Source organism: Methanomicrobium mobile BP (genome assembly GCF_000711215.1).
Taxonomy (GTDB): domain Archaea; phylum Halobacteriota; class Methanomicrobia; order Methanomicrobiales; family Methanomicrobiaceae; genus Methanomicrobium; species Methanomicrobium mobile.
The window spans coordinates 30,480-57,141 of sequence record NZ_JOMF01000004.1 but is presented as its reverse complement, the minus strand read 5'-3'; the positions used below and the strand labels follow the sequence as shown (position 1 = coordinate 57,141).

The 26,662-nt window shown below is 52.3% G+C and carries 17 protein-coding genes; 10 read left to right on the top strand and 7 right to left on the bottom strand.

The annotated features are described in order from the left end of the window. The first annotated feature begins 122 nt into the window (after positions 1-122). The 3 genes from T502_RS00245 (at position 123) to T502_RS00235 (ending at position 2,744) form a co-directional block, all read left to right on the top strand. Positions 123-650, top strand: a complete 528-nt coding sequence (locus T502_RS00245) for a nitroreductase family protein (protein ID WP_245597708.1) — start codon at positions 123-125, stop codon at positions 648-650. A 234-nt stretch (positions 651-884) separates the two neighbouring features. After that, positions 885-2,225, top strand: a complete 1,341-nt coding sequence (locus tag T502_RS00240) for an orotidine 5'-phosphate decarboxylase / HUMPS family protein (RefSeq protein ID WP_042705107.1) — start codon at positions 885-887, stop codon at positions 2,223-2,225. 90 nt (positions 2,226-2,315) lie between these two features. Then, a complete protein-coding gene (locus T502_RS00235; RefSeq protein ID WP_042705106.1) occupies positions 2,316-2,744 on the top strand; it encodes a dCTP deaminase in 429 nt (142 codons plus the stop codon). 61 nt (positions 2,745-2,805) lie between these two features. Here T502_RS00235 and dinB read toward each other — a convergent pair whose 3' ends face one another. The 3 genes from dinB to purH all read right to left on the bottom strand — a co-directional run bounded on the left by dinB (position 2,806) and on the right by purH (position 7,930). Continuing rightward, on the bottom strand, positions 2,806-4,239 hold the full coding sequence (dinB, locus tag T502_RS00230) for a DNA polymerase IV (protein ID WP_245597706.1): 1,434 nt from the start codon (positions 4,237-4,239) through the stop codon (positions 2,806-2,808). Between the two features lie 285 nt (positions 4,240-4,524). Continuing rightward, positions 4,525-6,096, bottom strand: a complete 1,572-nt coding sequence (locus T502_RS00225) for a sodium:solute symporter family protein (protein WP_042705105.1) — start codon at positions 6,094-6,096, stop codon at positions 4,525-4,527. 337 nt (positions 6,097-6,433) lie between these two features. Then, complete coding sequence (purH, locus tag T502_RS00220) at positions 6,434-7,930, bottom strand: bifunctional phosphoribosylaminoimidazolecarboxamide formyltransferase/IMP cyclohydrolase (RefSeq protein ID WP_042705104.1); 1,497 nt, start codon at positions 7,928-7,930, stop codon at positions 6,434-6,436. A gap of 360 nt (positions 7,931-8,290) precedes the next feature. Here purH and T502_RS00215 point away from each other — a divergent pair, with 360 nt between their 5' ends. The 3 genes from T502_RS00215 (at position 8,291) to dnaJ (ending at position 12,111) form a co-directional block, all read left to right on the top strand. Next, positions 8,291-8,968, top strand: coding sequence for a nucleotide exchange factor GrpE (locus T502_RS00215; RefSeq protein ID WP_084172896.1), 678 nt, complete (start codon positions 8,291-8,293; stop codon positions 8,966-8,968). Between the two features lie 3 nt (positions 8,969-8,971). Further along, positions 8,972-10,822 (top strand): molecular chaperone DnaK, encoded by a 1,851-nt coding sequence (gene dnaK, locus T502_RS00210; protein WP_042705103.1) that lies wholly within the window; start codon positions 8,972-8,974, stop codon positions 10,820-10,822. Positions 10,823-10,956: 134 nt separating this feature from the next. Further along, complete coding sequence (gene dnaJ / locus T502_RS00205; RefSeq protein ID WP_042705102.1) at positions 10,957-12,111, top strand: molecular chaperone DnaJ; 1,155 nt, start codon at positions 10,957-10,959, stop codon at positions 12,109-12,111. 218 nt (positions 12,112-12,329) lie between these two features. On the opposite strand, the gene T502_RS00200 is transcribed toward dnaJ, so the two are convergent. The 3 genes from T502_RS00200 to T502_RS00190 form a co-directional block, all read right to left on the bottom strand. Next, entirely contained in the window at positions 12,330-13,697 is a 1,368-nt protein-coding gene (locus T502_RS00200; RefSeq protein ID WP_042705101.1) for a GntP family permease, read from the bottom strand. Positions 13,698-13,828: 131 nt separating this feature from the next. Then, the gene (locus T502_RS00195; protein ID WP_052358909.1) at positions 13,829-14,815 is read right to left on the bottom strand and encodes an EamA family transporter; all 987 of its coding nucleotides are present in this window, start codon (positions 14,813-14,815) and stop codon (positions 13,829-13,831) included. 61 nt (positions 14,816-14,876) lie between these two features. Continuing rightward, complete coding sequence (locus tag T502_RS00190) at positions 14,877-15,917, bottom strand: EamA family transporter (protein WP_042705100.1); 1,041 nt, start codon at positions 15,915-15,917, stop codon at positions 14,877-14,879. A 132-nt stretch (positions 15,918-16,049) separates the two neighbouring features. Here T502_RS00190 and T502_RS00185 point away from each other — a divergent pair, with 132 nt between their 5' ends. The 3 genes from T502_RS00185 (at position 16,050) to T502_RS00175 (ending at position 19,982) form a co-directional block, all read left to right on the top strand. Next, positions 16,050-17,003 (top strand): methyltransferase domain-containing protein, encoded by a 954-nt coding sequence (locus tag T502_RS00185; RefSeq protein ID WP_042705099.1) that lies wholly within the window; start codon positions 16,050-16,052, stop codon positions 17,001-17,003. Positions 17,004-17,483: 480 nt separating this feature from the next. Next, positions 17,484-19,217 (top strand): hypothetical protein, encoded by a 1,734-nt coding sequence (locus tag T502_RS09010; RefSeq protein ID WP_211248132.1) that lies wholly within the window; start codon positions 17,484-17,486, stop codon positions 19,215-19,217. Between the two features lie 78 nt (positions 19,218-19,295). Next, complete coding sequence (locus T502_RS00175; RefSeq protein WP_169736963.1) at positions 19,296-19,982, top strand: type 1 glutamine amidotransferase; 687 nt, start codon at positions 19,296-19,298, stop codon at positions 19,980-19,982. A gap of 21 nt (positions 19,983-20,003) precedes the next feature. On the opposite strand, the gene T502_RS00170 is transcribed toward T502_RS00175, so the two are convergent. Then, a complete protein-coding gene (locus T502_RS00170) occupies positions 20,004-23,255 on the bottom strand; it encodes a HEAT repeat domain-containing protein (RefSeq protein WP_042705097.1) in 3,252 nt (1,083 codons plus the stop codon). Positions 23,256-23,791: 536 nt separating this feature from the next. On the opposite strand from T502_RS00170, the gene T502_RS00165 reads away from it, so the two are divergent. Then, entirely contained in the window at positions 23,792-26,653 is a 2,862-nt protein-coding gene (locus tag T502_RS00165; RefSeq protein ID WP_052358907.1) for a DUF3656 domain-containing U32 family peptidase, read from the top strand. Positions 26,654-26,662 lie beyond the last annotated feature (9 nt).

Here is a 26,662-nt window from a genome sequence, read left to right as displayed (position 1 = left end):
ACCCCGATTCAACTTCCACTCCCGCCTCCCTCCCACTTATCCTCCCTCTTTTACCGCTCCTTTTCAACCCGTGCATTCCCTCAGTCAAAAACTTTTTTTCACATACATACAGAGATATTACTATGTCAGAGCATACAGGAACGATAAATCTCGGACTGACCATCATCAAAGGAAGAAGGAGCATCCGAAAATACAAAGACACACCCGTTGAAGAGCATATCATCATGAGCACGCTCGAAGCCGCAAGGCTTGCGCCGACGGCAAGAAACGTCCAGCCTTGGCTTATTGGCGTTGTCAGGGAGAAAGAGCGCCTTGCAAAACTCGGCGAGTTGGTTCAGACAGGCAAATTCATCAAAGAAGCCGCCGTCTGTTTCGCGGTCTTCGCGAAGAAGGATCACAAGTTCTACGTTGAGGACGGTTCCGCCGCCACCATGCAGATTATCATGGCATTGCAGTCCTTCGGCGTCGGCACCTGCTGGGTTGCGGGCGACAAGATGCCCCATGCACCCGAGGTGCAGAAACTTCTCAACGTCCCCGATGCATACACACTTGTCTCGCTAATTCCGGCAGGCTACCCCGCCGAAGTCACGGTCCCGTCAAAGAAGGAGCTTGACGAGATCTACTTCATGGAAGAATACAAGGAAGAGTAAGTGAAGGCAAAGCAGAGTAAGTAACGGTAACCAAGAATAATTGAAGGACGGATTCAAAAATCCGTATCTGTTTTTTTGACTGTTTTTAGATTATTCATAGACTATTCATAGACTGTTTTTGACTTTTTTATATTCCGAATCATTCGGAAAATCGTGCCGCATCCGCGGATACGTCAATTGCCGAAGGTGTGATAGACAAGTTTAAAGGATATAGAATTGAATCTATCATAACAAATGTCAGGACCCATACTTCAGGCGGCACTCGACCTAACCGAATTAAAGAGAGCCGTGCAGATTGGAAAAGAGGCTGTTTCGGGCGGTGCCGACTGGATTGAGGTAGGAACGCCGCTTATAAAAAGTGAGGGGATGAACGCGGTCAGGACTCTCAAGAGCGAATTTCCGGACAATACAATAGTTGCCGATATGAAAATAGCCGATACGGGAACGCTTGAAGTGGAGATGGCGGCAAAGGCGGGCGCGGACATCGTCTGCGTTCTCGCATCCTCGGACAACTCCGTCATCGAGGAAGCGGTGAGAGCCGGCAACCTCTACGGCGTCAAAATTGCCGCCGACCTCCTCAATGTCCGAAATCCGCTTGAACGCTCCCTTGAGCTCGAGAAGATGGGGGTGGATATCCTGATTGCTCATGTCGGCATCGATCAGCAGATGAAGGGCATGGACACACTCTCGCTTCTGAGGGAGATTGCGGGGAAGGTAAATCTCCCGATCGGCGCCGCTGGGGGTCTGGACGCAGTCTCGGCGGGCGAGGCTGTAATAGCCGGCGCTTCGATACTTCTCGTCGGCGGAAGTATCACGAAGGCGGCAGATGTGAGAGCGGCGGCGGCAGAGATAAAGAAGTCGGCGGTTGCGGCTTACGGCACGCTTTCGGATAATGCCGTGTCAAAGACGGCAAAAACGTCAAAGGCGGCAAATACGTCGCGGAAGGATGCCGACGAAGAGATCTATGAGATATTCATGCAGGTTTCGGCGCCCAACGTCACCGACGCCATGCACAGAAAGGGCGCAATGAGCGGTCTTGTCTCGTACTGCGGCAATGTTAAGGTCGCGGGCAAAGCCCTTGTCGTGAGGACCATTGCCGGCGACTGGGCAAAACCCGTAGAAGCCATAGATAAGGCAAAGAAGGGCGAGATTATAGTGATAGACAACGGCGGCAGGATCGACGCGGCGCCGTGGGGTGAGCTTGCGACATGGAGCTGCGTCTCGAAAGGGGTTGTCGGAGTGGTCATAGACGGCGCCGTAAGGGACATCGACGGCATAAAAGAGACCGGCGTTGCGATGTTTGCGAAGGGCGTCTGTCCGAATGCGGGGGAGCCGAAAGGATTCGGCGAAATCGGCGCGGAGATAAACTGTTGCGGGCAGAGCGTGAGAAACGGCGACTGGATCGTTGCCGACGAGTCGGGAGTTGTCGTCGTCCCGAAGGAGCGTGCCTACGAGGTTGCAAGGCGTGCCCTCGAGATTCACAGAAACGAGGTGCGGATAAGAGCGGAGATAAAGTCCGGCGGCACGCTTTCCGACCTTCTCGAGCTTTACAAGTGGGAGAAGAGGCAGAACTAAGGGCAGAATCCGGGGCAGAATCTGGGGCAGAACCTAAATCCCTTTTTCAAATTAAAAAGACCTATTTTGTCGGCGATATAAGATATCTGTATGATTCTTTCAAAGGAAAACATTCAGGCGCGAATAAAGAGCGGCAATATCATCCTCGAGCCGTACAGCGAGGAATCCCAGCAGCCGGCATCCTATGACTTAAGAGCCGGCGAAGACTATCTCCTGAAGAAAGGCGAGGTTACCCTTGTTCATTCGATGGAAAAGATAGGGCTTCCCGGGGATGTTGCCGCGACTCTCATGTGCAGATCCTCGTTCGGAAGAAGGGGCATCCTCATCGGCGGCGGCTACGTTGACCCCGGATTTCGCGGAAATCTGACGCTTTGCCTTGTCAATATGGGACCCGAAGATTATCTCCTGAAGAAAGGCGAGCGCTGCGTGCAGGCAATTATGCACGAGGTCACGGACGGCAAAACCCTCTACAACGGACGCTATCAGGACAGCGTGGGCGCAGTCGGCGCAAGAAACTGAACAATTCCTTTTTTCGTTTTCTCTTTTCCCTTTATCCTTTTCCGCAAGCCGATTAGGATACCTAAAACCAGTTCTGCAACCGCGTTTTATGCGATCTCTTCTTCCCGCCGTTTTCCGTATTTCCGACCGAATTGCCGACCGAATCGGGAGAATACGAAGACTCCAACGAATCCAAAGAATCAGAAGAATCCGAACCGCTACCGTCGGAGATGTCCGGGATGCCGCTCAGGTATTCCTCCCTGAAGTCCGCGACAATCCCCGCCTGATAGGATGCGGGTTTATGCACGGTGCGGGCGGCAGGGGCGGATTCGGACATCCTGGTCGTATCCGCCGTTTCGAAAACTTCTCTCTCCCCGAAGACCCTCTCAAAATGCTCCAGCCAGTCGGGGATCTTCGTCTGCCGTCCCTTAAGAGAGTCGAAATTGGATACATAGACTCCTATGAGCCGCACCGCCTTTTCCCTGTCGAGATTGGCATTTATCAGAGCCACCGCCGTCTCATACATGAGATCAACGTCGTTTGTGCTTCGCGGCAGCGTGACACTCCGCGTCTTTGTGATAAAGCCGGTATAGCGTATCTTGACCGTAACCGTCCTGAATAAAAGCGCGTTTGAACTGATGACCCTGTGCACCTCGGTGCAGATAAAGCCGACGGTCTCGAGGATCTTCGTCATATCCTTTGTATCTTCCTGGTATGTCCGTTCGCGTCCCACGGATTTCTGCCCGTCCCTCTCCTCGACCTCGCGGGAGTCGTTGCCGGCGGCGAACTCCTTCAGATCCGCGGCATGCCGTCCGAGAATCGAGATTAACTTCTGGACATCGAAATCGAGCAGATCGCCGACCGTCACGATTCCCGCATCCGTGAGCACCTTCTGACTCTTCTTCCCTATGCCCGGCACCTTGCCTATCGGAAGAGGTCGCAGGAACTCCTCGCTCTTTTCGGCGGGGACAATCGTAATGCCCGCGGGTTTCCTGAAGTCCGAGGCTATCTTTGCGACAACCTTCGATTTGCCGACGCCGACCGAGCATGTCAGCCGCTCATGGCTCTTGATGCGGCGCTGAATCTCCTCCGCAAGAATTTCCGCGGCGGCAAAGCTCCCGAGATGACTGACGTCCAGATACGCCTCGTCTATGCTCACCTGCTCGAACTTATCCGAGTATTCGCGAAGAATCTCCATCACATTGTGCGAGACCTCACGGTAGAGCGGCATGTTCACCGGCAGAAAAATCCCCTGCGGGCAGAGCATATATGCCTTTGAAACCGGCATTGCAGAGTGAACTCCGTATTTTCTGGCTTCATAGGAGCATGTGCTCACGACCCCGCGTCCGCTTCCGTTGCGCGGATCGGCGCCGATGATGACAGGTTTTCCGCGCAGCTCGAAATTCTCGCGCATCTCCACCGACGCAAAAAAACTGTCCATGTCGATATGAAGTATAATTCTCGACTGCGGGTCGGTTGCCCCGGCGGTCTCATCCGCCCCGTTCATGCCTGTCATACCATTTATATCGTTTATACCGTTCAATCCCGTTCGCACAGGTCATCGATACTTCAACGGTATGTCGGATTAGTATATAAGAAAAGCCTCTGCACCGTGAAAGTGATTGCGTGATTTTGTGATCGTGTTATTGTTTGATCGCGTGATTGTGTGATTGGCTGTTGTATTATTGTGTGAGTGATGGTGATTTCAAAGTGATGTCAGAGAATGGTATCGGGGAATGGTATCCGTGAATGATATTCGGGAAATACGGAAAGTGCGGTAAAAAAAAGGAAATTATTGTCTTCAGTTTTCAGTTTGTTCCTTTGCCGGCTGTTCCGTCTTCTTCTTAAGCGGAAGACTCTTCGGCTGGATGAAGAATCCCGTGAATGTCTCGTCGAGGACCTTCTCGGAGTTCTTCTTTGTCAGCAGACTTACGACAACCATCGCAATCGCCGCACATGCAAGTGAGTATATCGAGAAGTGCATGGGCAGTTTGGCGACATACTGATAGTAGTAACCGAAGATTCCGCTGCTTACAAGACCGACAATGACCGAAGCGATTGCGCCCTTTGTTGTCGCACCTCTCCAGTAAAGACCGGCAAGGAACGGGACCGCAAACGTCGAGAGCATGACGCCGATTGCCATCCAGATAAGGAAGGCAAGCATCTCGGGCGGGTTAATCGCAAGCGCAATCGAGACAACAGCGACGATAACGACGCAGATCTTGCTCAGCCTCAAGACCTCGCTGTCGTTGGCTTTCGGATTTATGATGTTCTTGTAGATATCCCACGAGAACATGGTGCCTATGGTAAGCATCAGCCTGTCCGTCGTCGACATGACGGCGGAGAGGACGATAACGGCAAAGAATGCCCAGATGAAGACGCTCGGCGACGCGAACTCGACACCGTACATGAATGCGTAATCCTGCGAGTTGACGGCGGCGGGCAGCACAAGAGAGCCTTCCTCGACGAGTGTTCTGACCGCAAATCCCGTGGTCTTCACAAGGAGCATGACGACGAGATATATGAGGAACGCCGCCAGCGGCACCCACTTGAAGTATTTCTGATCCTTAACCGCGAGAACGTTGTTGACGACATGCGGCGCACAGGCAAGACCTACCGTGAGCATGATGACAAACGAAAACAGGAACTCCGGCGTGCAGTAAGCATAGGATGCGTATGCCGACGGGAAGAAAGGCTCGACCAGATTGGGATCGATTCCGGCAATGACTTCATTGATATGGGTGAGTCCGCCGGCTTTCATAATCACAAGCGGCGCCATGATAAGAACGCCCAGAATCAGAAGACCGCCCTGAACGAGCGAGGTCCACGAGACCGCATACATGCCGCCGATAACCGTATACATGGTGATGATTATCGCCGCGATTATCAGCGCAACATTGTGATCGATGTCAAAGAGCCAGACAAGAACGATACTGATTGCGGTATACTGTCCGACAAGATAGATAAGTGAAACAACAATACCGGCGACGGCGGAGAGCGCTCTCATGCCGCGCGGGCTCTCGAATCTGTGTGCAAAATAGTCTTCGACCGTCATATAGCCCGACTTTTTGCCGATATAGTAGAGCTTTGCGCCGAAGAAGACGATTGCGAACGATGCCGCGAACGGAACCGCGAGTTGTTCCCAGATACCCGGCCATCCCGAGGTGTATCCGAACGCCGATACGCCGAGAAGCGTCATGCCGCTGCAGACCGATGCGACCATCAGAATCGTAAAGAGCCAGAATCCCAGCGAGCGCCCCGCAAGGATATAGTCTTCGGAGTTCTGAACTTTCTTTGATGTTCTGCTTCCGATATAGATAAGAACGGCTGCGTAAACGATTAATACTCCTACTGTAAGCGGATCGAAATTCATATCTCAAGCTCCCTGAATCTCAGACCCCATACTATGAGAAATATTGTCAATATCGCAATTCCCGCACCCACTGCAAGAATTGTCTCAACAGGTAATCCAAACATATCGTTATTATCGTGTGCCGTGCTAACATATAACACGATCTATTTACAGGCAGTTCGGATAAGGAAAAACACGAGGAAGACGGACCGAAAAAAGTTGGATTTTTTTTGATTTTGATTTTGATTTTGATTTTGTTTTTAGTTTTTTTTTTTGATTTATTTTTGATTTGTATTTCGATTTTTTTGTTATTTTTATCGGTTATCCGATTGATTTGATCTGTCTGATCTTCCGGTTTTCAGTGTCTGAAATAGCGCACGCCGGTAAAGACCATTGCGACGTTGTTTTTGTTTGCGCACTCGATAACCTCGGCATCGCGGATGGATCCTCCCGGCTGAAGAAGTGCCGTTGCACCGGCGGCAACCGCGGCTTCGAGAGTATCCGCAAACGGCAGGAACGCATCGGATGCGACAACCGAGCCTTTGAGCGAGTTGTTAGTCTCTTTTGCCTTAAGCGCGGCAATCTGAGCGGAGTTGACGCGGTTCATCTGACCTGCGCCTATTGCCAGCGCAGACCTCTCGTTTGCGTAGACAATCGCATTGCTCTTCGTGTGCTTGCAGATCTTCATGGCAAGTTTCATGCCGGCGACCTCGGCAGCTGTAGGCTCGCGCTCGGAGACGACCTTCCACTCCTCGTGAATCTCCTTTGGCGTAATCTGAACGAGAGCGCCGCCGTCTATCGTGCGCAGCGACTCGACGGGCTTCTCCTCGGGGAGAATAAGAACACGCATGTTCTCCTTGACCTTCATAATCTCGCGGGCTTTCTCGGTGTATGAGGGCGCGATTACGACCTCGATGAAGGTCGATGCCAGTTCCTTCGCGACATCCTCGCCGACCTCGCGGTTGAGCGCCACGATTCCGCCGTATGCGGAGATGGGGTCGACATCGCGTGCTCTGAGGTATGCCGCAAGAAGAGTATCTCCGAGGGCAACGCCGCAGGGGTTGTTGTGCTTTACGATAACGGCGGCGGTCTCGTCGAACTCTCTCAGGAGACCTACGGCGGCATCGACATCGAGATAGTTGTTATACGACATCTCCTTGCCCTGAAGGGGAATCTGCCCCGCAATACCCGTAGTGCCGTAGACCGCGGCTTTCTGGTGCGGATTTTCACCGTAGCGGAGTTTTCTGCCGTTCTTAAACTGCACTGAGTAGACCTCGGGGAGTTCGTTGTCGAGTCCGTAGAGGTAGTTCGAGATGGCGCCGTCGTATGCCGACATTCTTGCAAAGACCTTTCTTGCAAGCACGAGTCTGTCCTTCTCGGAAAGACCGCCGTTGTTTATCTTATACATGATGCCCGTGTAGTCTGCGGGGTCGATGACGACGGCGACATCCTTGAAGTTCTTTGCCGCCGCACGAATCATGGCGGGACCGCCGATATCGACATACTCAATGAGCTCGTTTAACGGCAGGTTCTTCTTCGACATCTCTTCGAAGGGGTAGAGGTTGACGGCGAGAATGTCTATACACTCAATGCCGCGCTCTGCCATGACTTTGTCGTCGATACCGCGTCTTCCGAGCAGTCCGCCGTGGATCTTGGGATGGAGCGTCTTCACGCGTCCGTCCATCATCTCGGGAGCGCCCGTGTAGTCCGAGACCTCGGTCACGGGAATACCCGCCTGTGCTATCGCTTTTGCCGTTCCGCCGGAACTTAGCAGGGAGTATCCTTTGGAGACCAGAAACTGTGCAAATTCAACTATGCCGGTCTTATCCCAGACCGATAGGAGTGCATACTTCATTGTACATTTTCATTTGGTTTCTGTCCGCATAAAATGTGCAGATTGCAGTATCACGGTGTGACTTATGCGGGTGTGTGCCGGGTTTGTGCTTCGCAGACGCGCCCGTATTATTCGGGCTGACTTACGGGTATGCGAAACGGCATCCGACGGCGGAGGGGTCGGGCTGATATTGCGGGAATATGTGCGCCGTTTATGCGAAACGGGGCTGATATATTTGTAAACGCGGTGCGGGATCGTAAAACAATCATTATATAGAACTGCAAACATAAGCATCAAAACATATATATAGAACTCCAGACCATGTATTATGGCAGAACTAAAGATCACACAACAATCACGGTTAACAATTGGAGAAATGAGATGAATCAGAAAACGTCGGAGAAGGATGAAGCCGAAGAGTTACTGAAGAAGAACTCCGCGGAGACATCCGGCAACAGCGGCAAACAGTCTGACGCGGATAAAACCGCCGGTTCTGCCGGCAACACGGAAACAAAGGCAGAAAAGGAGGCGGCAAACGGTGCTGATAAGGTCAATGCAGCCGATGCAGTCAACGCAGCCGATAAAGCCTCGGAGGCATCCGAAGCAGGCAGGAAGCCCACCCGCGAGGAAGAACTGCAAGCTCAGGTAGATGAATACAAGGACAAATACCTTCGCCTTGCCGCCGATTTCGACAACTTCAGAAAACGCAGTGCGAAAGAATCGGGAGAACGTGCAGCACGTGCCACCGAAAACTTCGCAATCGAGGTTCTGGACGTCGTCGACAACATCGACCGTGCACTTGCGGCAGATGAGAAGGCATTGCGTGAAGGTGTTGTGCAGATTCAGAAAGTTCTCGCAAAAATTCTGGAAAACCATTCAATCTCCCCAATTGAGTCAAAAAACGCACAGTTCGATCCGAACAAACACGAAGCAATAGCATATGTCCCGTCTGATGAGAAAGAGGGAATCATAATAGATGAACTGATTCGCGGCTACACCATCGGCGACAAAGTCCTCAGATGTGCAAAAGTCGCGGTATCCAAAGGAAAGGAGGAATAAAACATGGCATCAAACAAAATTTTAGGTATTGATCTCGGAACTACAAACTCATGTATGTCTATCATGGAAGGCGGAAAGCCGGTTGTAATTCCGAATGCGGAAGGCGGAAGAACAACTCCGTCGGTAGTGGCTTTCTCAAAGGAGGGTGAGCGCCTTATCGGCAACGTCGCAAAACGTCAGGCGGTAACAAACCCCGAGAGAACAATCATCTCAATCAAGAGAAAGATGGGAACAAGCGAGACCGTGGAGATCGACGGCAAGAAGTTCACGCCGCAGGAGATCTCCGCAATGATCCTTCAGAAGTTAAAGGTCGACGCCGAAGCCTACCTCGGCGAAGAGATCAAGAAGGCAGTCATCACCGTCCCGGCATACTTCAACGACGCTCAGAGGAACGCAACAAAGGATGCAGGTAAGATTGCGGGTCTCGAGGTCATGCGTATCATCAACGAGCCTACCGCAAGTGCGCTCGCATACGGTATCGACAAGGAAGAGGACAAGACCGTACTGGTATTCGATCTCGGCGGCGGCACCTTCGATGTCTCAATCCTGACACTCGGCGACGGCGTGTTCGAGGTTCAGGCGACCGCGGGAGATAACCACCTCGGCGGCGACGACTTCGATAAGACAATCACCGACTACATCGTCGAAGAATTCAAGAAGAAGGAAGGCATCGACCTCTCGAAAGACAAGATGGCAATGCAGCGTATCCGCGACGCATCCGAGAACGCAAAGATGGAACTCTCGACCGTTCAGAAGACAAACATCAACCTGCCTTACATCACAACCGACGCAACAGGTCCGAAGTTCCTCGATATCGACCTTACACGCGCAAAGTTCGAGCAGCTCATCGGTCCTTTAGTCGACAGGACAATCGGACCCGTAAAGCAGGCACTCGAAGATGCGGGTCTTACGGCATCCGATATCGACCACGTCCTCCTTGTCGGCGGTTCGACACGTGTCCCGCTCGTTCAGGAGAGAGTCCGTGCACTCCTCGGAAAAGAGCCCGACAAGGGAATCAACCCCGATGAATGTGTCGCAGTCGGTGCTTCGATTCAGGGCGGTGTCCTGACCGGAGAAGCAAAGGACGTAGTCCTTCTGGATGTAACCCCGCTTACACTCTCAATCGAGACAATGGGCGGTATCGCAACAAAACTCATCGAGAGAAACACCACAATCCCGACAAAGAAGAGTCAGATCTTCACGACCGCGGCCGACAACCAGACCAGCGTCGAGATTCACGTCGTTCAGGGTGAACGTGCGCTTGCCGCCGATAACTTCACGCTCGGCAAGTTCCAGCTGACAGGCATCCCGCCGGCGCCGCGCGGAATCCCGCAGATCGAGGTCACATTCGATATCGATGCTAACGGCATCATCAATGTCTCGGCAAAAGATCTGGGCACGGGCAACAGCCAGGCAATCACAATCTCCGGCGACAAGAGACTTTCCGAGAAAGAGATCGAAGAGATGATCAAGAAGTCCAAGGACTTCGAAGAGGCGGATAAGAAGAAGCGCGAAGAGATTGAGATCAGAAACAACGCCGACAACTCGATATTCGCCGCCGAAAAACTCCTCAAGGAAGGCAAGGACAAGCTCGAAGCCGACGATGTCTCAAAGATTGAAGCCGGCGTCGAGAAGGTCAAGAAGTCCGTCGAGGGCACCGACATAGATGCAATCAAGAAGGACGTCGAGGAACTTCAGGAAGCCGTCTTTGCGGCATCCACAAAGATGTATCAGAAAGCCGCAGCGGAAGCCGAGGCAAACAAGGCAAAAGAAGGCGGCGCAGGTGCCGAAGACAAGAAGTCCGACGACACCGTTGTCGATGCCGACTTCAAGGTCAAGGACGACAAGAACTGAGATCCTTTGCGATCCGGTAAATCACAAAATACAGATTAATCGCGGATTGGTTATGTCAATCCCGTCGATTAAAACTTTAATCCATTTTATAAGGGTTAGGGGCGAATAAAATACGATAATCTACAGGCGATAATATGGGTGCGAAAAACTATTACGATGTCCTTAATGTTCCGAAAACGGCTACAGAACAGGAGATTAAGAAGGCTTACCGCACCCTGACCAAAAAATATCACCCCGATATCTGCAAGGAAGAGGGCGCCGAAGAGAAGTTCAAGGAGATAAACGAGGCTTACAGCGTCCTTTCCGACAGTCAGAAACGTGCGCAGTACGACCGCATGGGTCACGAGACCTTCACCAACGCTTCCAAAGGGCAGTACAGCGGCGGCGGTTTCAACGGTGCGGGTTTCAGTGCCGATTTCGGCGGATTCGGGGATATCTTCGATGCCTTCTTCGGCGGCGGCGGACAGAGACGCGGTCCGAGAGGTCCTCAGGCAGGCGCGGATCTGCTCATGCGCCTTACCATCTCTCTTAAGGATGCGGCGCTGGGAACATCGCGCGATGTCGATGTGATGCATACCGAGCCGTGTCCCGACTGTGACGGTACGGGAAGCACGACCAAGAAGACACGCACATGTCCGCGCTGCGGCGGCACGGGTCAGGAAAAACGCGAGAGCAAGACGCCGTTCGGCAATTTCGTCAGCATGGTCACCTGTTCGCAGTGCGGCGGTCGCGGAAAGATACCCGAAGAGCGCTGTAAGACCTGCGGCGGCACTGGACATTCGAGGGTCAAGAGGACCATCAGCGTTGCGATACCCGCCGGTGTCGATACCGGCATGCGTCTGAGGATGGAGGGTTACGGCGAGGCGGGAGACCCCGGCGCGCCCAACGGCGACCTCTATATCGAGATTGAGGTCCTGCCCGACCCGAACTTCAGACGTATCGGCGACGATCTCGAGACGACGGTCGCCATCTCGGCGGCAGGCGCGGCTATCGGAACCAAGGTTGATATCCAGACGATTGACGGCCGCGATGTCGAGCTCAAGATACCCGCCGGTGTTCAGCACGGCACCGCTCTTAAGATTGCGGGCGAGGGTGTCAAGAGAAGAGGCAGACCCGGTGATATGTTGGTCAGGGTAAAGGTTGAGATTCCGAAGAATCTTAACGAAGAGGAAAAACAGCTCTACGGCAGACTTCTTGAGATAGAATCCGGCAAAAAGTCGGAGTCGGGCAAAAAGACGGGATTCTTCAAGGATGTCTTCGGAGGCAAGAACGATAAAAAGAAGAAGTAATCTTCTTTTTTTCTTATCTCTTTATTTTTCTTATCTCTTTATTTTTCTTATCTCTTTATTTTTCTTATCTCTTTATTTTTCTTATCTCTTTATATCTTCATCACTTAATTTCTGCATCACTTAATATCTCCATCACTTAATTTCTGCATCTATTAATATCTGCATCTCTTTATTTCGAAAAAAAAGTGTATATTTTTTCAGTTATCGTTCATGAAGCGTTATCCCATAAGCAGAGCCGCGTCTTCGACATACGGGAAGAAAAATGCCGTAAGCAGAAGTGCGACAACAAATATGATGACAGCCGCGACAGCAAGCGGCAGTGTATAGTTCTTCAGCACCGTCTTTATGTCATCGCCCGTTGTTTTCTGCACAAGCCAGAAGTACGGATCCGTAAAGAAAACAACAAAGCAGGTTCCCGCCGCTATCATAAGTATCATCGGAATAGGATGAATTGTTGCCGCAAGTCCGGAGGCTGCAATTATCTCCGAGGCTATGACCGCGGTCGTTACTCTGGATCCCTGTGCGATTGCAAATATCGCGGTGACTATGAAGGGAATCATAATGTCGGGAAGTACGGGGATCATCGAATCCGTAATGCCGCTCGCAAGACCCGATTCTCTGATTACCCTTCCGATCGCACCCGCTGCACAGAGATCAAAGAGTATCAGACCCGCAAATTTGGCACCTTCCGAGAAGCTTTTCATTCTGATATCGGCAGGAGCAAGCGCAAGGGCGGTTATCAGTCCCGCGAGCATTATGGTTTGCATGATGATTATGTGGGACAGATGGAAGATGAAAAATCCCGCCAGCATCGTCACAATCATTGCGATAAACGGAGCCCATGCCCGCAGTTTGAGATTGAGTGAAATCTTTTCGGTCTTTACGGGCTCCGCGGATTCGACAGGTTCCGCGTTAATGTCTCCGCCCGCATCTCCGACTTTATTCGCGCCGTTATCCCCGCCTTTTTCTTCGCCGGTCTCTTTTGTACTGCGGTAAAGGAAGCGGAAGAGCAGCATTATGATTACAAGAACACCCAACGAGATAGGGATTGTTATTGCGTCCAGATTAAAGATCGAATAATCGGGCGCAAGAGAAGTCAGGATCGGCATCGTAACCGGTGTCGGAAAAATCAGGACATATGAGATGATACTGCCGACCGCAAGGAGATACAGAGGTCGGTTTGATTTCGGGTTTATGTCCCCATCCTTTTTCATTGCGGGGGCAAGCATCATGTAAGTGGTCATGCAGCACGTCGTCGGAATCGCAAGTATGTAACCGAGAATACCTGCGTTAATGCCGCGATCTTTTGTGCCGAAACTCAATCCCGAGATTATTATATCCAGAAGACCCTGGTCGTAAAGCAGTCTTACTATGACAATTCCGGAGAGTATTACCACGGCAAATCCGGTGAAGGTACTGCCTATTCCTTTTATCGTCCAATTAATGACCTGCTCGTATCCGAATCCCGCAAGAAGACCCATAAGAACGGCTCCCGAAAACAGAGTCAGAAATATGGGCACTTTTCGTGAGAAAGCAAGAACGGTAATGAACACCAGAGTAATTATCAAAATAGCAACAGCGTCCATGAATTACAATCTGAACGAAATCAAATTAATGTATCGTTGCGTGTAAAGATATCGGCGTCCGAAAATCCGTCTGCCGTTATCCGTGTCCGCTTACGATGTTATGCTTCCCTTCAGACCTTTACGCTTTTTCCTTATTTTCCGTATTTTTCCTTTAATGCCGCGGCAAGATAGGGATATGCGATTCCCAGAAATACAAGACCCACGCCGACCCACTGAAATGCCGTTACGGATTCGTGAATGATGATGACGGCACAGATGATGGTTGCGGGCAGTTCCGAGGAGCTGAGGATTGTTGCCGCACCCGTGGGAATCTTCGGTGTGCCTATTGCAAAGAAGAACATCGGGATTGCGCATCCGAAGAGACCGATTATCATTGCGTACCTGAAAAGACCCGTATCTATCTGCGCCGCATTCTCCGCAAGCGATAAGCCGAAGATTGCAAGGATTGAGAGAAGCGCCATGCTCATCACGAGAAAACTCCGATATACCGGGTGAATCTTAACCGCGACATGTCCGATTAAGAAGACGTATATCGCAAAGAAAAGCGCCGACCCGAGACCGAAAAGGACGCCGATTAATTCGAATCCGGTACCTGCTATAAGCACACCGGAGGCGAGAACCGTTCCGATAACGAGCAGGAGCACCGAGATTAAGGTCTCCTTTGACGGCAGCGACCGCTTTACTATGCACTGTATGATGACGCCCATCCAGATGAACTGAAAGAGCAGAAGAACGGCAAGCGAGACGGAGATGGTGTTCAGCGCAAAGATATTGCAGGAACTGCACAGGGCAATCGAGAGACCGCAGGCAAATATGAGCAGACAATCCTTCAAACGTGTCTTAACCGACGTTTGAGAGGGTTGAGATGCTTGAGATGGTTGAGATCTTTGAGATGCGCCGTCATTTATGCCGTTCTTTTTCCCGGTCAGTATTCTGCAGAGCGTGAAAATCGCGACAAGTATGAAGAGACAGAGCCAGCCGCCGCCGTACTGCGCGAATATCATTGAGACGGATGAATAACCTTCGGTATACGCTATCTTCACGAACGGTGACAGCGGACCGAAACTGATACCCCCGATAAAGACGAGCAGGGGGAATAATGCACGGCTGTAATTCATACTATCAACTTATACTTAATTTTCAACCCGACCCCTCATGAATCCGCGTTTTTCATGTCCTTCATGAGAAAGGAATAACGGGTTTTTTCCGACCCTTTACGAACATATAGCGATACGAGATGCCGTAGAGCAGGATCACTATGCCGATCCACTGATACCACATAACGGTCTCGTTGATTATCAGAACCGCACAGATTATCGACGCCGGAAGCTCCGAGGAACTGAGCGTTGTCGCAAACCCGAGCGGCAGCCTCTGCATCCCTATCGAGAAGAGGGATACGGGCAGGGCACAGCCGATTATTCCGAGCATCAGGGCATACGGAATCAGCGAAGGGTTGAGAAGTTCGTCCACGCCGCCGCTTCCGATGAGCATGGGTCCGAATATGAAGCCCACGGCAACGCATGCAAAGAGAAGCGTGGTCAGGCTCTTGAAGAACGGATGCATCTCGGTCTTCGAATCGCCGAGGAGATACATGTTAATCGTGTAGAAGAACGCCGATCCCAGACCGAATATGACGCCTATCGGGTCCATGCTGCCGACGCCGCCGAGGATTCCCGATGCCAGGACGGTTCCGGAAATCAGGATAATTATCGATATGCAGGCGTTTCGCGACGGAGACCGACGTTTTATGACGGCTTCAAGGATTACGCCCATCCATGTGAACTGGAAGAGCAGAAGAACGGCAAGCGACGCCGAGATCATATTCAGGGAGACTATGTAGCATGTGCTGACAAGGGCAAGCGAGAGACCGCATGCGAACATGCGCAGAATACCGTCCCCGCGTGGTTTCGTCGACGTCTTTTCCGGTGCCTGTTCGGTCGCTGCGGCTTCGTGTGCCTGCCCGCTCCGTGCGGACGATTCACGCTCCGCAGGCATATACATGTTCCAGATATCCGTTCTGCCGTGCCTGAAGTATGTATATGCAATCAGGACGGCGGCAATAAGCAAGAGCAGAAAAAGACCGGTGAAATACTCTGCAAAGAGAAATGTCAGTGGTGTGAAACCGTCCGCGTATCCCAGTTTGATTACCGATGACGACGGTCCGTAGCTGCAGCCGCCGAGAAAAACGAGGATTGGAAATAAAGCACGGTTGGGTTTCATCTTGGTAATTGCTCTCTATAGGTATAGGTCGCGGGCGATAAAAAATCCAATCATTCATGGTCGGCGGCGCTGCCGGAGGCATGCGCATGCTATCACTTTTAGCACTCGAAGAACCAACTAATTAGGGCAGACATGAAACTGATTCTGGAACTCTCGGGAGAACACCCGACCCTCCCCTTCGCCGAAGCGGAGTGTATCGGCAGAATTATCGAGAAAGGGATGCAGGTCGCCGTCGTCGAATGCGATGATGAGAACGCGGCGGGGCGCCTTGCAATGACGCACTGCGTAATCTCTTATCTGGGGCAGTGCCCCGCGGATGCGGGCAGATTCAAGGAGATGCTCGATTCGCTTGCCATAACATCCGACCTTCCGTTCGCATGCCGGGTCAAAAAAATACAGGATACAACCATACCCGAATCTCAGCTCGATCTTGAGAGGTGCATGGGGGCGCATATCAAAGGAACGGTCTCGCTTAAGAATCCGCAGCGGGAGTACCGCGCGATCTTCTCGGGAACGACCTGCTATTTCGGTGTTGTCCTCTATAAAATCGACCGAGGAAGCTACGAATATCGAAATCCGATGCGCAGAGCGTTTTTCCACCCGGGCGTCATGATGCCCATACTTGCACGCACCCTTGTAAACATTGCGCAGGGAAAGGAAAACGACCTCTTATTGGACCCGTTTTGCGGAACGGGCGGCATACTGCTCGAAGGGCTTATGCTCAACATGCGCACGGTGGGCACGGATATGGACATTGCGATGCTGAAAGGCTGTCTTTCCAACCTCCCGCAGACCGAGGTATTAAAGGTTGATTCAACCAAACTTCCTATAACAGACTGTTCTGTAGACACTATAGCCACGGATCTTCCGTACGGTCAGTCGGTCTGTATAAAAGCGGAATCAATGAACGCGCTTTATAATGATTCATTGAGTGAGATGCGACGGGTGCTCAAAAAAGGCAGGCGTGCCGTTGTTGTTACCCATATCGATATACGCGAGATTGCAAAACGGCACTTTACGATAGTTCAGTATCATGAACAGAGAGTGCATAAGAGTCTGACCCGCAGGATAATGGTCCTGGAATAATCCGGCGAATTCCTGCGGAATCCCGCAAATGTGATGTCTGTAATTTCTGCAATGTCTGCAATACATGCAACCTGCGATACCGGCAACCTGTAATGTCTGCAATATCTGCAATATCTGCAATAACTGTCGGGATATGCGATGATTGGCGATTGAAGGCGTTTGTCCTAGATTGTCTGAGATAATCGACCGCTATCATCGTATTCACCGTTCCCGCAGTCCCCATCGCCGCAGTCTCACTTTTTAAACCGAAATCATTTCAACTCAAATCATTTCAAACGAATTCATAACCCCGAATTCATTCCGGTCTGAATAATCCGAATAATTCGGGTTAAAATCTCCGGAATGGAAGGTCTGCCGAAAATTCGGATACGCTTGGAAATTCGCTCGGAAATACGCACTGAAATCCGCTCAAAGCCGACAGCGATGCAAAGAGCGAAAGCGGCGTAAATAACGCAAAAATAACGCAAAAAGGACAATTACATGGAAATGCTGAACTGGCTTAATGCCAACTTTTACAGGAAGAAGCCCGACAAGACCATTGCAAGGCGTGCAATCCGCCATCTGAAGAAGCTCGAGAAGACACAGCTGTTCTCGCCCGAACTCTCTCAGATGAGAGCCGCGGAAGGCAGATGGTACGAGTCGCTCATATACGAGATGCTCCTCGAACTCACCGAGACCACGGGCAAGGTCAAGTATGTCGTCAGAAAAGGTGCGGATGCCCCGTTCCCGCCGATTGAGATAAAACTCGGTCAGAACGGCATATTCTATTCAAACCGCGGCGACATCAATATCCGCGGCAACGGTCAGGACATCGCCGAATTCGATATCGTCTTCGTCGACTACATGGACAGAATCTGCTTCTGCGAGATTGTCACCTCCGCCTCCGACTTAAAGGACATGGAAGCCGAGGTCCACTACAAGAAAAAGCTCCTCAGTTACCTCTACGCGCAGGCGGTCGTCCCGTTCGTTCTTTTCTCCTCCGTCGACATATCGCGGTCGTCGATAATGAAGAGGCTTATGAGGGAGACCGAGAGCACCCTTATCGTAACGCCGACCTGCGAGGAGCTCAAGAACGTTCTGCACAGGGACAGCATTCACGGCGTTCCGCGAAAGCCCGTGGATAACAGCCGCCTAATCGGAATAGAGAAGATTCCGATAAAACGCCCGTTCGATTACAAAAAGCTCCATGACATGAAGCGCGACCGCACTCTGGAGATAATGATGAACGACGGCGGAAAAGAGGAGATGGCAAGACCCGACGAGATACCGCCGGTCTCGAAGAAAGTGCTCTTCGGCGCACTCTACCCAGCCGCAATCAGGTCGCTCATGCATAACCGCACCTATACCATGAACTCGAAGAAGTATGTCTATGACGATATGAAAAACGAGTTCTCGAAGATGGTTCTCGCGGTCGATATCCCCGAGTATGAGCCTGTAATCTACCTGCGGTCTAAGAAGAAGAACGAATACTTAAAGATCGTCCGCAAGAAGTCCGGCGAACTCAAGGTCGAGAGCAAGAGAACGCCGCAGATGACGGGATTTTACCTCTGGCTCGAGAGTCTCAGACCCACTCTGGGAAGCGACGTTGCCGGCAGATACGCCGAGGTCTTCCTCGACTGCGCCGCCGAGACACCTAAGAAGGGCAGAAACGAAGCCTCGAAAGACCTTAAAGGCGGTAAAGACAGTGCCGAGAGTAAAGAGAGGCAGTCGGGTATCTCCGAAGTGACGGATAATGCGGCGGAGAATTCCCGTAATAATCAGAATACTGGCGGCAGGGGTTGTAATAACGGTGGGGATTATCCCGAACGCGGGGGCAAATCCGGCAGAAGCAAAGCCGTCAGAAACGGCAATATCGGTAAAAACGGCAAAAACGGCAAGCCCGGAAAAATGCCGCAGTCTAAACCCCGCAGGAGAACCGGTAAATCGAAGCGGGAAAATCGCGGAGATCATGAAAATCAGAGCGGTCGGAGCGGCGCTCCCGTGAGTGCACAGTCGGGTGTTGCCTCGGTCGGAGCGGGTGAGGGCGCGGGCACTTCTCCGAAGGTGTGGGGCAAGGCTAAAAAGCACGCCGAAGGCAACGGCAACGCCGTAAATAACGGGCATTCGGGGAAACCCGTGAGTTCCGATAACTCCGAAGGCATGCCGGGACATCGCGGACATCGTTCAAGACCGCGATCCGCAGGCAGAATGAAGGCGTATGCCGCCCGAAGCTGAGGATATCGGCGGAATTAATGAATAAGCCGTTCAAAATGTGATTGGAGGACAATAATGAGGATTCATGCGCTTTTGCATATGGCAAGCGAAGATACGGGATGCATAAGAGGGCTTGCGGAGGAAAAAGGCTGGAAATACGCCGAGAGTCATCTCTACCTCGACGATCCGCGGGTAAACGCTCTCCCTGGTCATGACTCATATGATCTTCTTGCCGTCCTCGGCGGGTCCATGAACGTCTATGAAGACGATAAATACCCGTTCCTGACGCCGGAGAAGAAGTTCATCGGCGAAGCCGTCGCCGCAGGCAAAGGGGTGCTCGGTATCTGCCTCGGCGGTCAGCTCATATCGGTAGTCTTGGGGGGAAAGGTCACGAGAAATGCCGATGAGGAGATCGGCTGGCACAGGGTGTATAAGACGCAGTCCGCCGCGGACAGCCCGTTTGACCGCCTCTTTAAGAAGGAATTCGTTACTTTCGAGTGGCACGGCGATACGTTTGAGATACCCCGCGGCGCCGTCCATCTGCTGACAAACGAAGCCTGCAAAAATCAGGGATTCTCATACGGCGACAGAGTCCTTGCCCTTCAGAATCACCCCGAGATGATAACGCCGACACTCGAGAGTCTCATTGAGGATGAGCCGATTACGAAAACGGGCAGGTATATTCAGACTCTTAAGGAAGTAACCGATACAAAATACATGGCGGCGTCGACAAAACTCGTATCCGATATCATGGACTACTTTGAGGAAGTCCTGACCCGTGCCTGACCGCTTTCCTCTTTCCTGCGATTATTTTTTGATCTTTTTGAGCATGGTTTTTGCGAGAGTCTTCTCGGTTTCGTCCGAGGAACTCTCTATAATGCTCTCCAGAGCCGCGGCTGCCTGATCGCCGCCTATGTTTGCTATCGTGTTCATGGCAGAGATCTTTACCTCTATGCTTGAATCCGCGATTGCCGACTGCAGTGCGGGAATAGCCGCCTCGCCGATCTCCTCAAGCTCCGTCCACTGCTTTCTTGCGATGAAGTAATACGAGATCGCGTCCTCGGTCTCGGGAACCCAGCCGAGTTCGTCGAGAGCATAGGTGATCTTCTCTCTTGCAAGTCCCGTTTCGGTCTTGAGAGCCTGTTCAAGGGCTTTTGTCGCCTCGTAACCGTACTGCGTGAGAGCGGCGGTGGCAATCTTGACAATCTCGGGATCGGCATTCTTGAGGGTCTCTATGAGTGTCGGAATCGCCTGCTCGTCGTTGATGTATCCGAGCGACCTCAGAGCCGCCGATTTCAGAGCCTTGTCGTTCTCTTTGGAAGCCGCGATAAGGGGATTGAGGGCACGCTTGTCGCCCATGAATCCCAGAGATTCAGCGGCAACCGTCCTTACGAGCGAGTTGTGGTCATTCTCGAGAACGCCGCAGAGAGCCGTTATCGTGACCTCGTCGGGAATCTTTCCGAGGCTCTGCGCCGCGGTCATGCGGATTGCGGGCTCGGGGTTCTCGAGCGCCTTTACAAGCCCCTGAATCGCGGTATCGCCCAGACCGATAAGTATCTCGGCGATGAAAGTCCTGGTCTCGGGATTCTCGTCGTTGAGAGCCTCTATGAGCGGCGGAATAATGATGTCGCCCATCATAAAGACCTTCTCTGCGGCTTTCATCTGAACGGCGCTGTCCGTGCTCTTTAGATCTCTTGCCACGGCGGCGGCTTCCTCCTCCGGCGTTAACCCTTCTTCTTCGGGCTTTGGAGCCGATACAGGCGCGGATACGGGCGCAGACACCCGGGCCGTAACATCCGCGTCCGCGGCTGCCGCTGTTGTCGCCGTTTCCGCAGATGCCGCGGGCACCTCGCCTGTCGCGACCGGCGTATCCGCCTTTCCTGTATGCTCCGCCTGATCCGCAGGCTTTGCCGTTCCCGTCTTCGCGGTCGCGGTCGGCTTTGCCTCGCTGCGCGTGCGCATTGCCGCATGTGCCTGCTCCTCGAGATTCTTCAGAAGTTCGGGGGTAAACTCTTCCTGCTGCTGACCCTGCAGGCATTTCTTGGCGTAATCGACGACCTTCTCCTCGGAGTCCTGCAGGAAGAACGCTATCGCCTGCTGTGCCCTGCTGTCCTTTATCTGCGCAAGCACGGCGATAATACCCGTCTTCTCGAGAGTCTTGCCGCGCTTGGATATCTTGAACGCATAATCAACGAGCGGGTTGAACTGCGTATCTGCAAGTGCCAGAAGAGCCGCCTCGGCACACTGCCTTACATCGTATTCCGTATCGTTGAGCATCCTGATACAGAGGGCAATCGAATCGGGGTGACTGATCTTCGAGATTGTCCTGATGGCAATGATGCGGACTGCCATATCCTGAATCGAGAGATGCTCCTTGAGATGCGGCAGCGCCTCCGATCCGAACTTGGCGACGGTCTCGATGGCTTTGTTCCTCACGGCGGCATTCGGATCGAAGAGCCTTCCGACTATGCTTCCGAGAGTCTCGGGATCGTGCATCTGACCGAGAGAATGGACGCATGCCATTCTGACATTCTCGTTCTTGTCCTTTATGAGTTTGACAAGGTATTTTGCGGCACGCTTCGCCCTCAGATCGCCGAGAGACTCGATAGCCGCGATTCTCACATTATTCTTCGGGTCGGCAAGGAGAATGATCATACACTCGATACCGCAGTTGCCGGTTGCCTTCAGGTTCTCGACGGCGGCGGCACGCATGATCTCGTTCTCGTCCGAGAGGGCTTTGGAGAATCTTGCGATTCTGTCCTCGTCGAGACCGTTCTTGCGCATTATCTTGGCCCACTGTTCCTCGGTCTTGGAATTGCCGTTGCGGGCTTTCATCTCCTCTTTGTGGCGCTTTAACTGCTCTTCGACCTCTTCGTCGGGGGTCTGGGCTTTCTTCTTCTCGGATTGTGCCTTGGCTGCGGCGGCATTCTTCTTCTTGATGACCGCAACCGCTTCCATGGCGCCGGCTTTCAGCGCGGGATCCTCGCTCTTGAGTGCTTCGTTGATGGCAGCGTAGCCGACATTGCCCATTGCACGAAGAACTTCGGTCGATTTGAGCCTGATACCCGGATTCTTGTCCTTGAGTGAGGCGATGAGGATGGGGACTGCAGCATCGCGCATCTGGAGAAGTTCGGTCCACTTCTCCTTGATCATCAGGTATTTGGCTTTTTCATCGTTGTTAGACGGTTTCCAGCCTTTTCTGTCGAGAGACCATGCAGCCTCCATCCTGACGTATGAGTCCTCGTCGTCGAGCGATTTTATGATATAAGGGATGAGTCTTCTGTCGCTTGCCTCGCTCATTGCGGCAACGGTCTTCTGCCTGACCTGCGCATCCGAGTCCTCGATGAGTTTTAAGAGGACATAGAGGGATTCTTCTGCCGCGATTTTGGGGAGAATTTCGGCAATCTTCTTCTTTGTCTCGGTCGAGCCGGAGAGGACTTCGGACTGTATCGCGGGCAGGGCATCCTTTCCGAGTTTCGCAAGCGAGTTGTAGTCGCCTTTTGCGAGGAAGAACTGCGCCCTCTGCGTCTTGGTCTTTGGTATCCAGTTTATGTTCTCAAGGGATTTTGCCGCCTGAATGCGCACGTTCGAGTTGCTGTCGCGGAGGGCTTCGACGAGCATTCCTTCGACATCCTGACTCATGTAACCCATATAGCCAAGACATAGTACGGCGCCGCTTCTCACCGAGGCACTCTCTTTATTGCCCAGGGCTTCCTTGAGCTGCGGTATCGCAGCCGCGCCGTTCTGACCGACCGCTCTTGCCGCACCGTCGCGTGCACGTTCTTTTCCGAAGAAGACTACTTTTAAAAGAGTGGGGAGTGCCGCCTCTCCGAATGTTCCGAGGACCTCGGCGGCGCCGGTCTGTATGAGAGAATTTTCGGAATCCAGCGCTTTTAAGAGGTGCACTACTGCCGGTTGACCTATCTCCGAGAGGCGTATTGCGGCATTACCGCGTTCCTCCCAGTTCTTGGACGAAAGCAGTTTGATAAGTGAGCCTATCTCGCCGCCGTCGTCTGAGTCGGACTCTTTTGGTGCTTTTTTTCTCTCAAATAGTGCCATATGGCAGTCAAGTTCCCCGGGGTGTTTTTACGTAAATTCCTGCGGCGCCGCACGCCCTATATCTGTATTGGCTATTTTGCCGATATTATATGCCGATTACGGCATGTTCCTGTTATTTTTCGGTTTTGCGGTTTTTGAATATTTTAACCGCGTTCGTATAATTATTATGCATTATAACAAATAAAGCGCTTTATTTAAGCACGGATTCACTCTTTTTGTAAGTCTCTGTTTAGTCGTCGGATTCGGACGTTAAGGCTGCAACGGGCTTATTGCCTGTTTATGATCCGCGTGTCCGCTCAAGCCTGCGGCAGTCCGTGACATTGATCAGTGAGCATTTATATGATCCGTAATATGATCCGTAATGAATTTTGATAATAATCGGAATACAATCGGATAATAATTGACAATAATACGATAATAATTTGGGAATAATCTGATAATACTTTGATAGTTATTTGATAATAATCTGATAATACTTTGATAGTAATTTGATAATAATCTGATAATAATTTGGTAATACGGTTGGCAGGTGTAATATGAGCGGTATGATCGGCATGGGCGGCAGTCACGGCGGGAAAAACTCTCGTGGGAAAAAAGTTAATAAATCCGTTAAATCCGTTAAATCTGCGTCTTCGGGATCTTCGATATCTTCGCGATCTTCGGGTTCGGCATCGTCGACAGCGGTAGGGGCGAAGAGCGGAGCCGAAGGTAAAGGCGCAAAGATACGCATCCCCGAACTTCTTGCGCCGGCGGGAAGCCCCGAGGCTCTTCACGCGGCAGTCTGCGCAGGTGCCGATGCCGTATATCTCTCCGGTCGCAACTTCGGCGCAAGACGTTTTGCCGCAAATTTCAACGAGGACGAGCTCAAAGACGCCGTGGAATACTGCCACACCCGCGGCGTTCGCGTTTATATCACCTTAAACACCCTTATCTCCGATGAAGAGATGCCCCGCGCCCTCTCCGAGATGATGTATTACTACTCAATCGGCGCCGATGCCGTGCTTGTTCAGGACCTGGGGCTTCTGAAAGCGGCAAACGAGTGCTTCCCCGACCTTGTTTTGCATGCATCCACGCAGATGACGATAAACAGCACGGCGGGTGCGCTCAAAGCCGGCAGTATGAATATCCGTAGAATCGTGCTTGCCCGCGAACTCTCGTATGATGAGATTGGCGCGATTAACGCCGCTCTCAAAGATGCAGCCGATCCCTATTCGGAGACGCCGCTTAAGAATCCGCCCGAACTCGAGGTCTTCGTCCACGGCGCTCTCTGCTACTGCTACTCGGGTCAGTGCCTCTTCTCGTCGCTTCTCGGCGGCAGGAGCGGAAACCGCGGAATGTGCGCACAGCCGTGCAGGAAAGCCTATGAGTTGCGGGAGAGCACGGTCGACGGATACGGAAAGATTGACTCCGCATCTTCGGTGAGATGCCGGACGAAAGGCGCATATCTTCTTTCTCCGCGCGATCTCTGCTCCTGCGACAACCTCGGGAGCATGGCACGGCTTGATATCGCATCCCTTAAGATTGAGGGACGCATGAAATCGCCGGAGTATGTCGCGATTGTCACTTCAATATACAGAAGGGCGCTTGATGCGGTCGCGGAAAACTCTCCCGCGGGCAACTCGGGTGATACGGTCGACGGCGTCTCGAAAGAGGACAGAGAGAACCTTCTGATAGCCTTCAACCGGCGTTTTACCTCGGGTTATGTCGGCGGCGACAAAAATGCGGCTCTCATGTCCTATGACCGACCCGCAAACCGCGGAATATTCATAGGCACGGTCACGGATTACGACCCGCGGTATGAGAGCGGGGTTGTAAGGCTGACGGGCGATACAAAGCCGCGCAACGGCGACGGTCTTACAATACGCAGGAAGCACGGCTCGGATGACGGTTTCTTCCTAAGAAAGCCGTATGAGATACGAAACGGCGAACTCCGTTTCAGGACCAAGTGCCGGCTCGGACGCGGCGATCGGGTCTTCATCACGAATCGCGGCAGTCTCGATGACCTTGCCGGAGAGATAAAAGCCCGCGACGGCGGCGTGTACCGGAAGATTCCCATGGATATCTCCTTTAAACTCGGGGGCAAAAACGGCAGAACGCCTGTCGTCAGCGGCAGTTTCGCGATAAAGGGCGTAAAATACGAGACCGTTTATACCTCGGACACCGAGATGGCGGATGCGCAGAATAAGCCCGTGCTGACCGATGATCTGAAGAAAGTCTTTGCAAAATGCGGCGGCACGCAGTATGAGATGCGCTCTTTCAAGGCGGAATATTCCGGCAATCTATTTCTCCCCATGAGCCTGCTCAACGAACTCAGGCGCAATTTCCTCAAGTCCGCAGACAGGGCGGTAATCGGGTCGTATCTGCCCGACGAAGCCTCTCTGGATGCCGCCCGCGAAAATTATTCGCGGTTCCTGAGCAATTTCGTAAGATATGATGTGCCGGTGCGGAGACCGAAACTCGCATTCTATGCCGACAGTCCCGAATGCGTCAGAGCCGCCGCCGATTCGGGATGCGACAGGATATACTGCGAATGTGACGTTGCGCCCGTTCTCAAAGACGGCTCTGTAAATCCGGCGTTTGAGGAAGGAATACTTGAGACACTTTCGTCGGCGGCGGAGACATGTAAGGAACGCGGCTGCGAACTAATCTGGAAATGGCCGCGGATTGCGGATGACGCGTATATCTCCGCCGCGTTGCCGCTTGTGGAGAAAGTTCTCGGTCTCGGCGTCTGCGGGATAATTGTCGAGAGTTACGGCAGTGCTGCCGCGATACGCAGGGTTGCGCCGTATGCCCGTATCTACGGCGGAAGCGGCATGAACATCTACAATTCGCTGAGCCTTGCGCAGATATCCGACCTCTTCTGCGGCGCCGTCATATCGCCGGAGGCGTCCGCCGAAAATATCCGCGATCTTATCGGCAGAATCCCCCCCGAACTTCGCGGGAAGGTCGAGACCGAGTATCTCGTTAACGGCGCCGTCGAACTCATGGTCACCGAGAACAATCTGCCCTTATCGGGGCTTTCGGACTACGGGACTTACGATCCGAAGAAGACCTATTCTCTGCTCGATGAGCGCGACCGCGACTTCCCGATATATGTTGACGCCTGCGGCAGAACTCATATCTTCAATGCTGTCGAGACCTGCCTAATCGATTCCCTGCCAGAACTCTGCGATATGGGTCTTGACACCTTATCGGTTGACGGCAGGCACAAGACATACGATTACGCGTCTGCGGTCGTAAAAGCCTATAAGGAAGGTCTTCGTGCCGTATCTGACGGCGATTGGTCTGGAAGGGGGTCGGGCATGGCTTTGGAGAACGAACTCGATGACCTGAAGAAGAGGGTCGCAAAGATATCTCAGGGCGGCATTACCGAAGGACATTTCAGACGCGGCGTGTAAATAATGCAA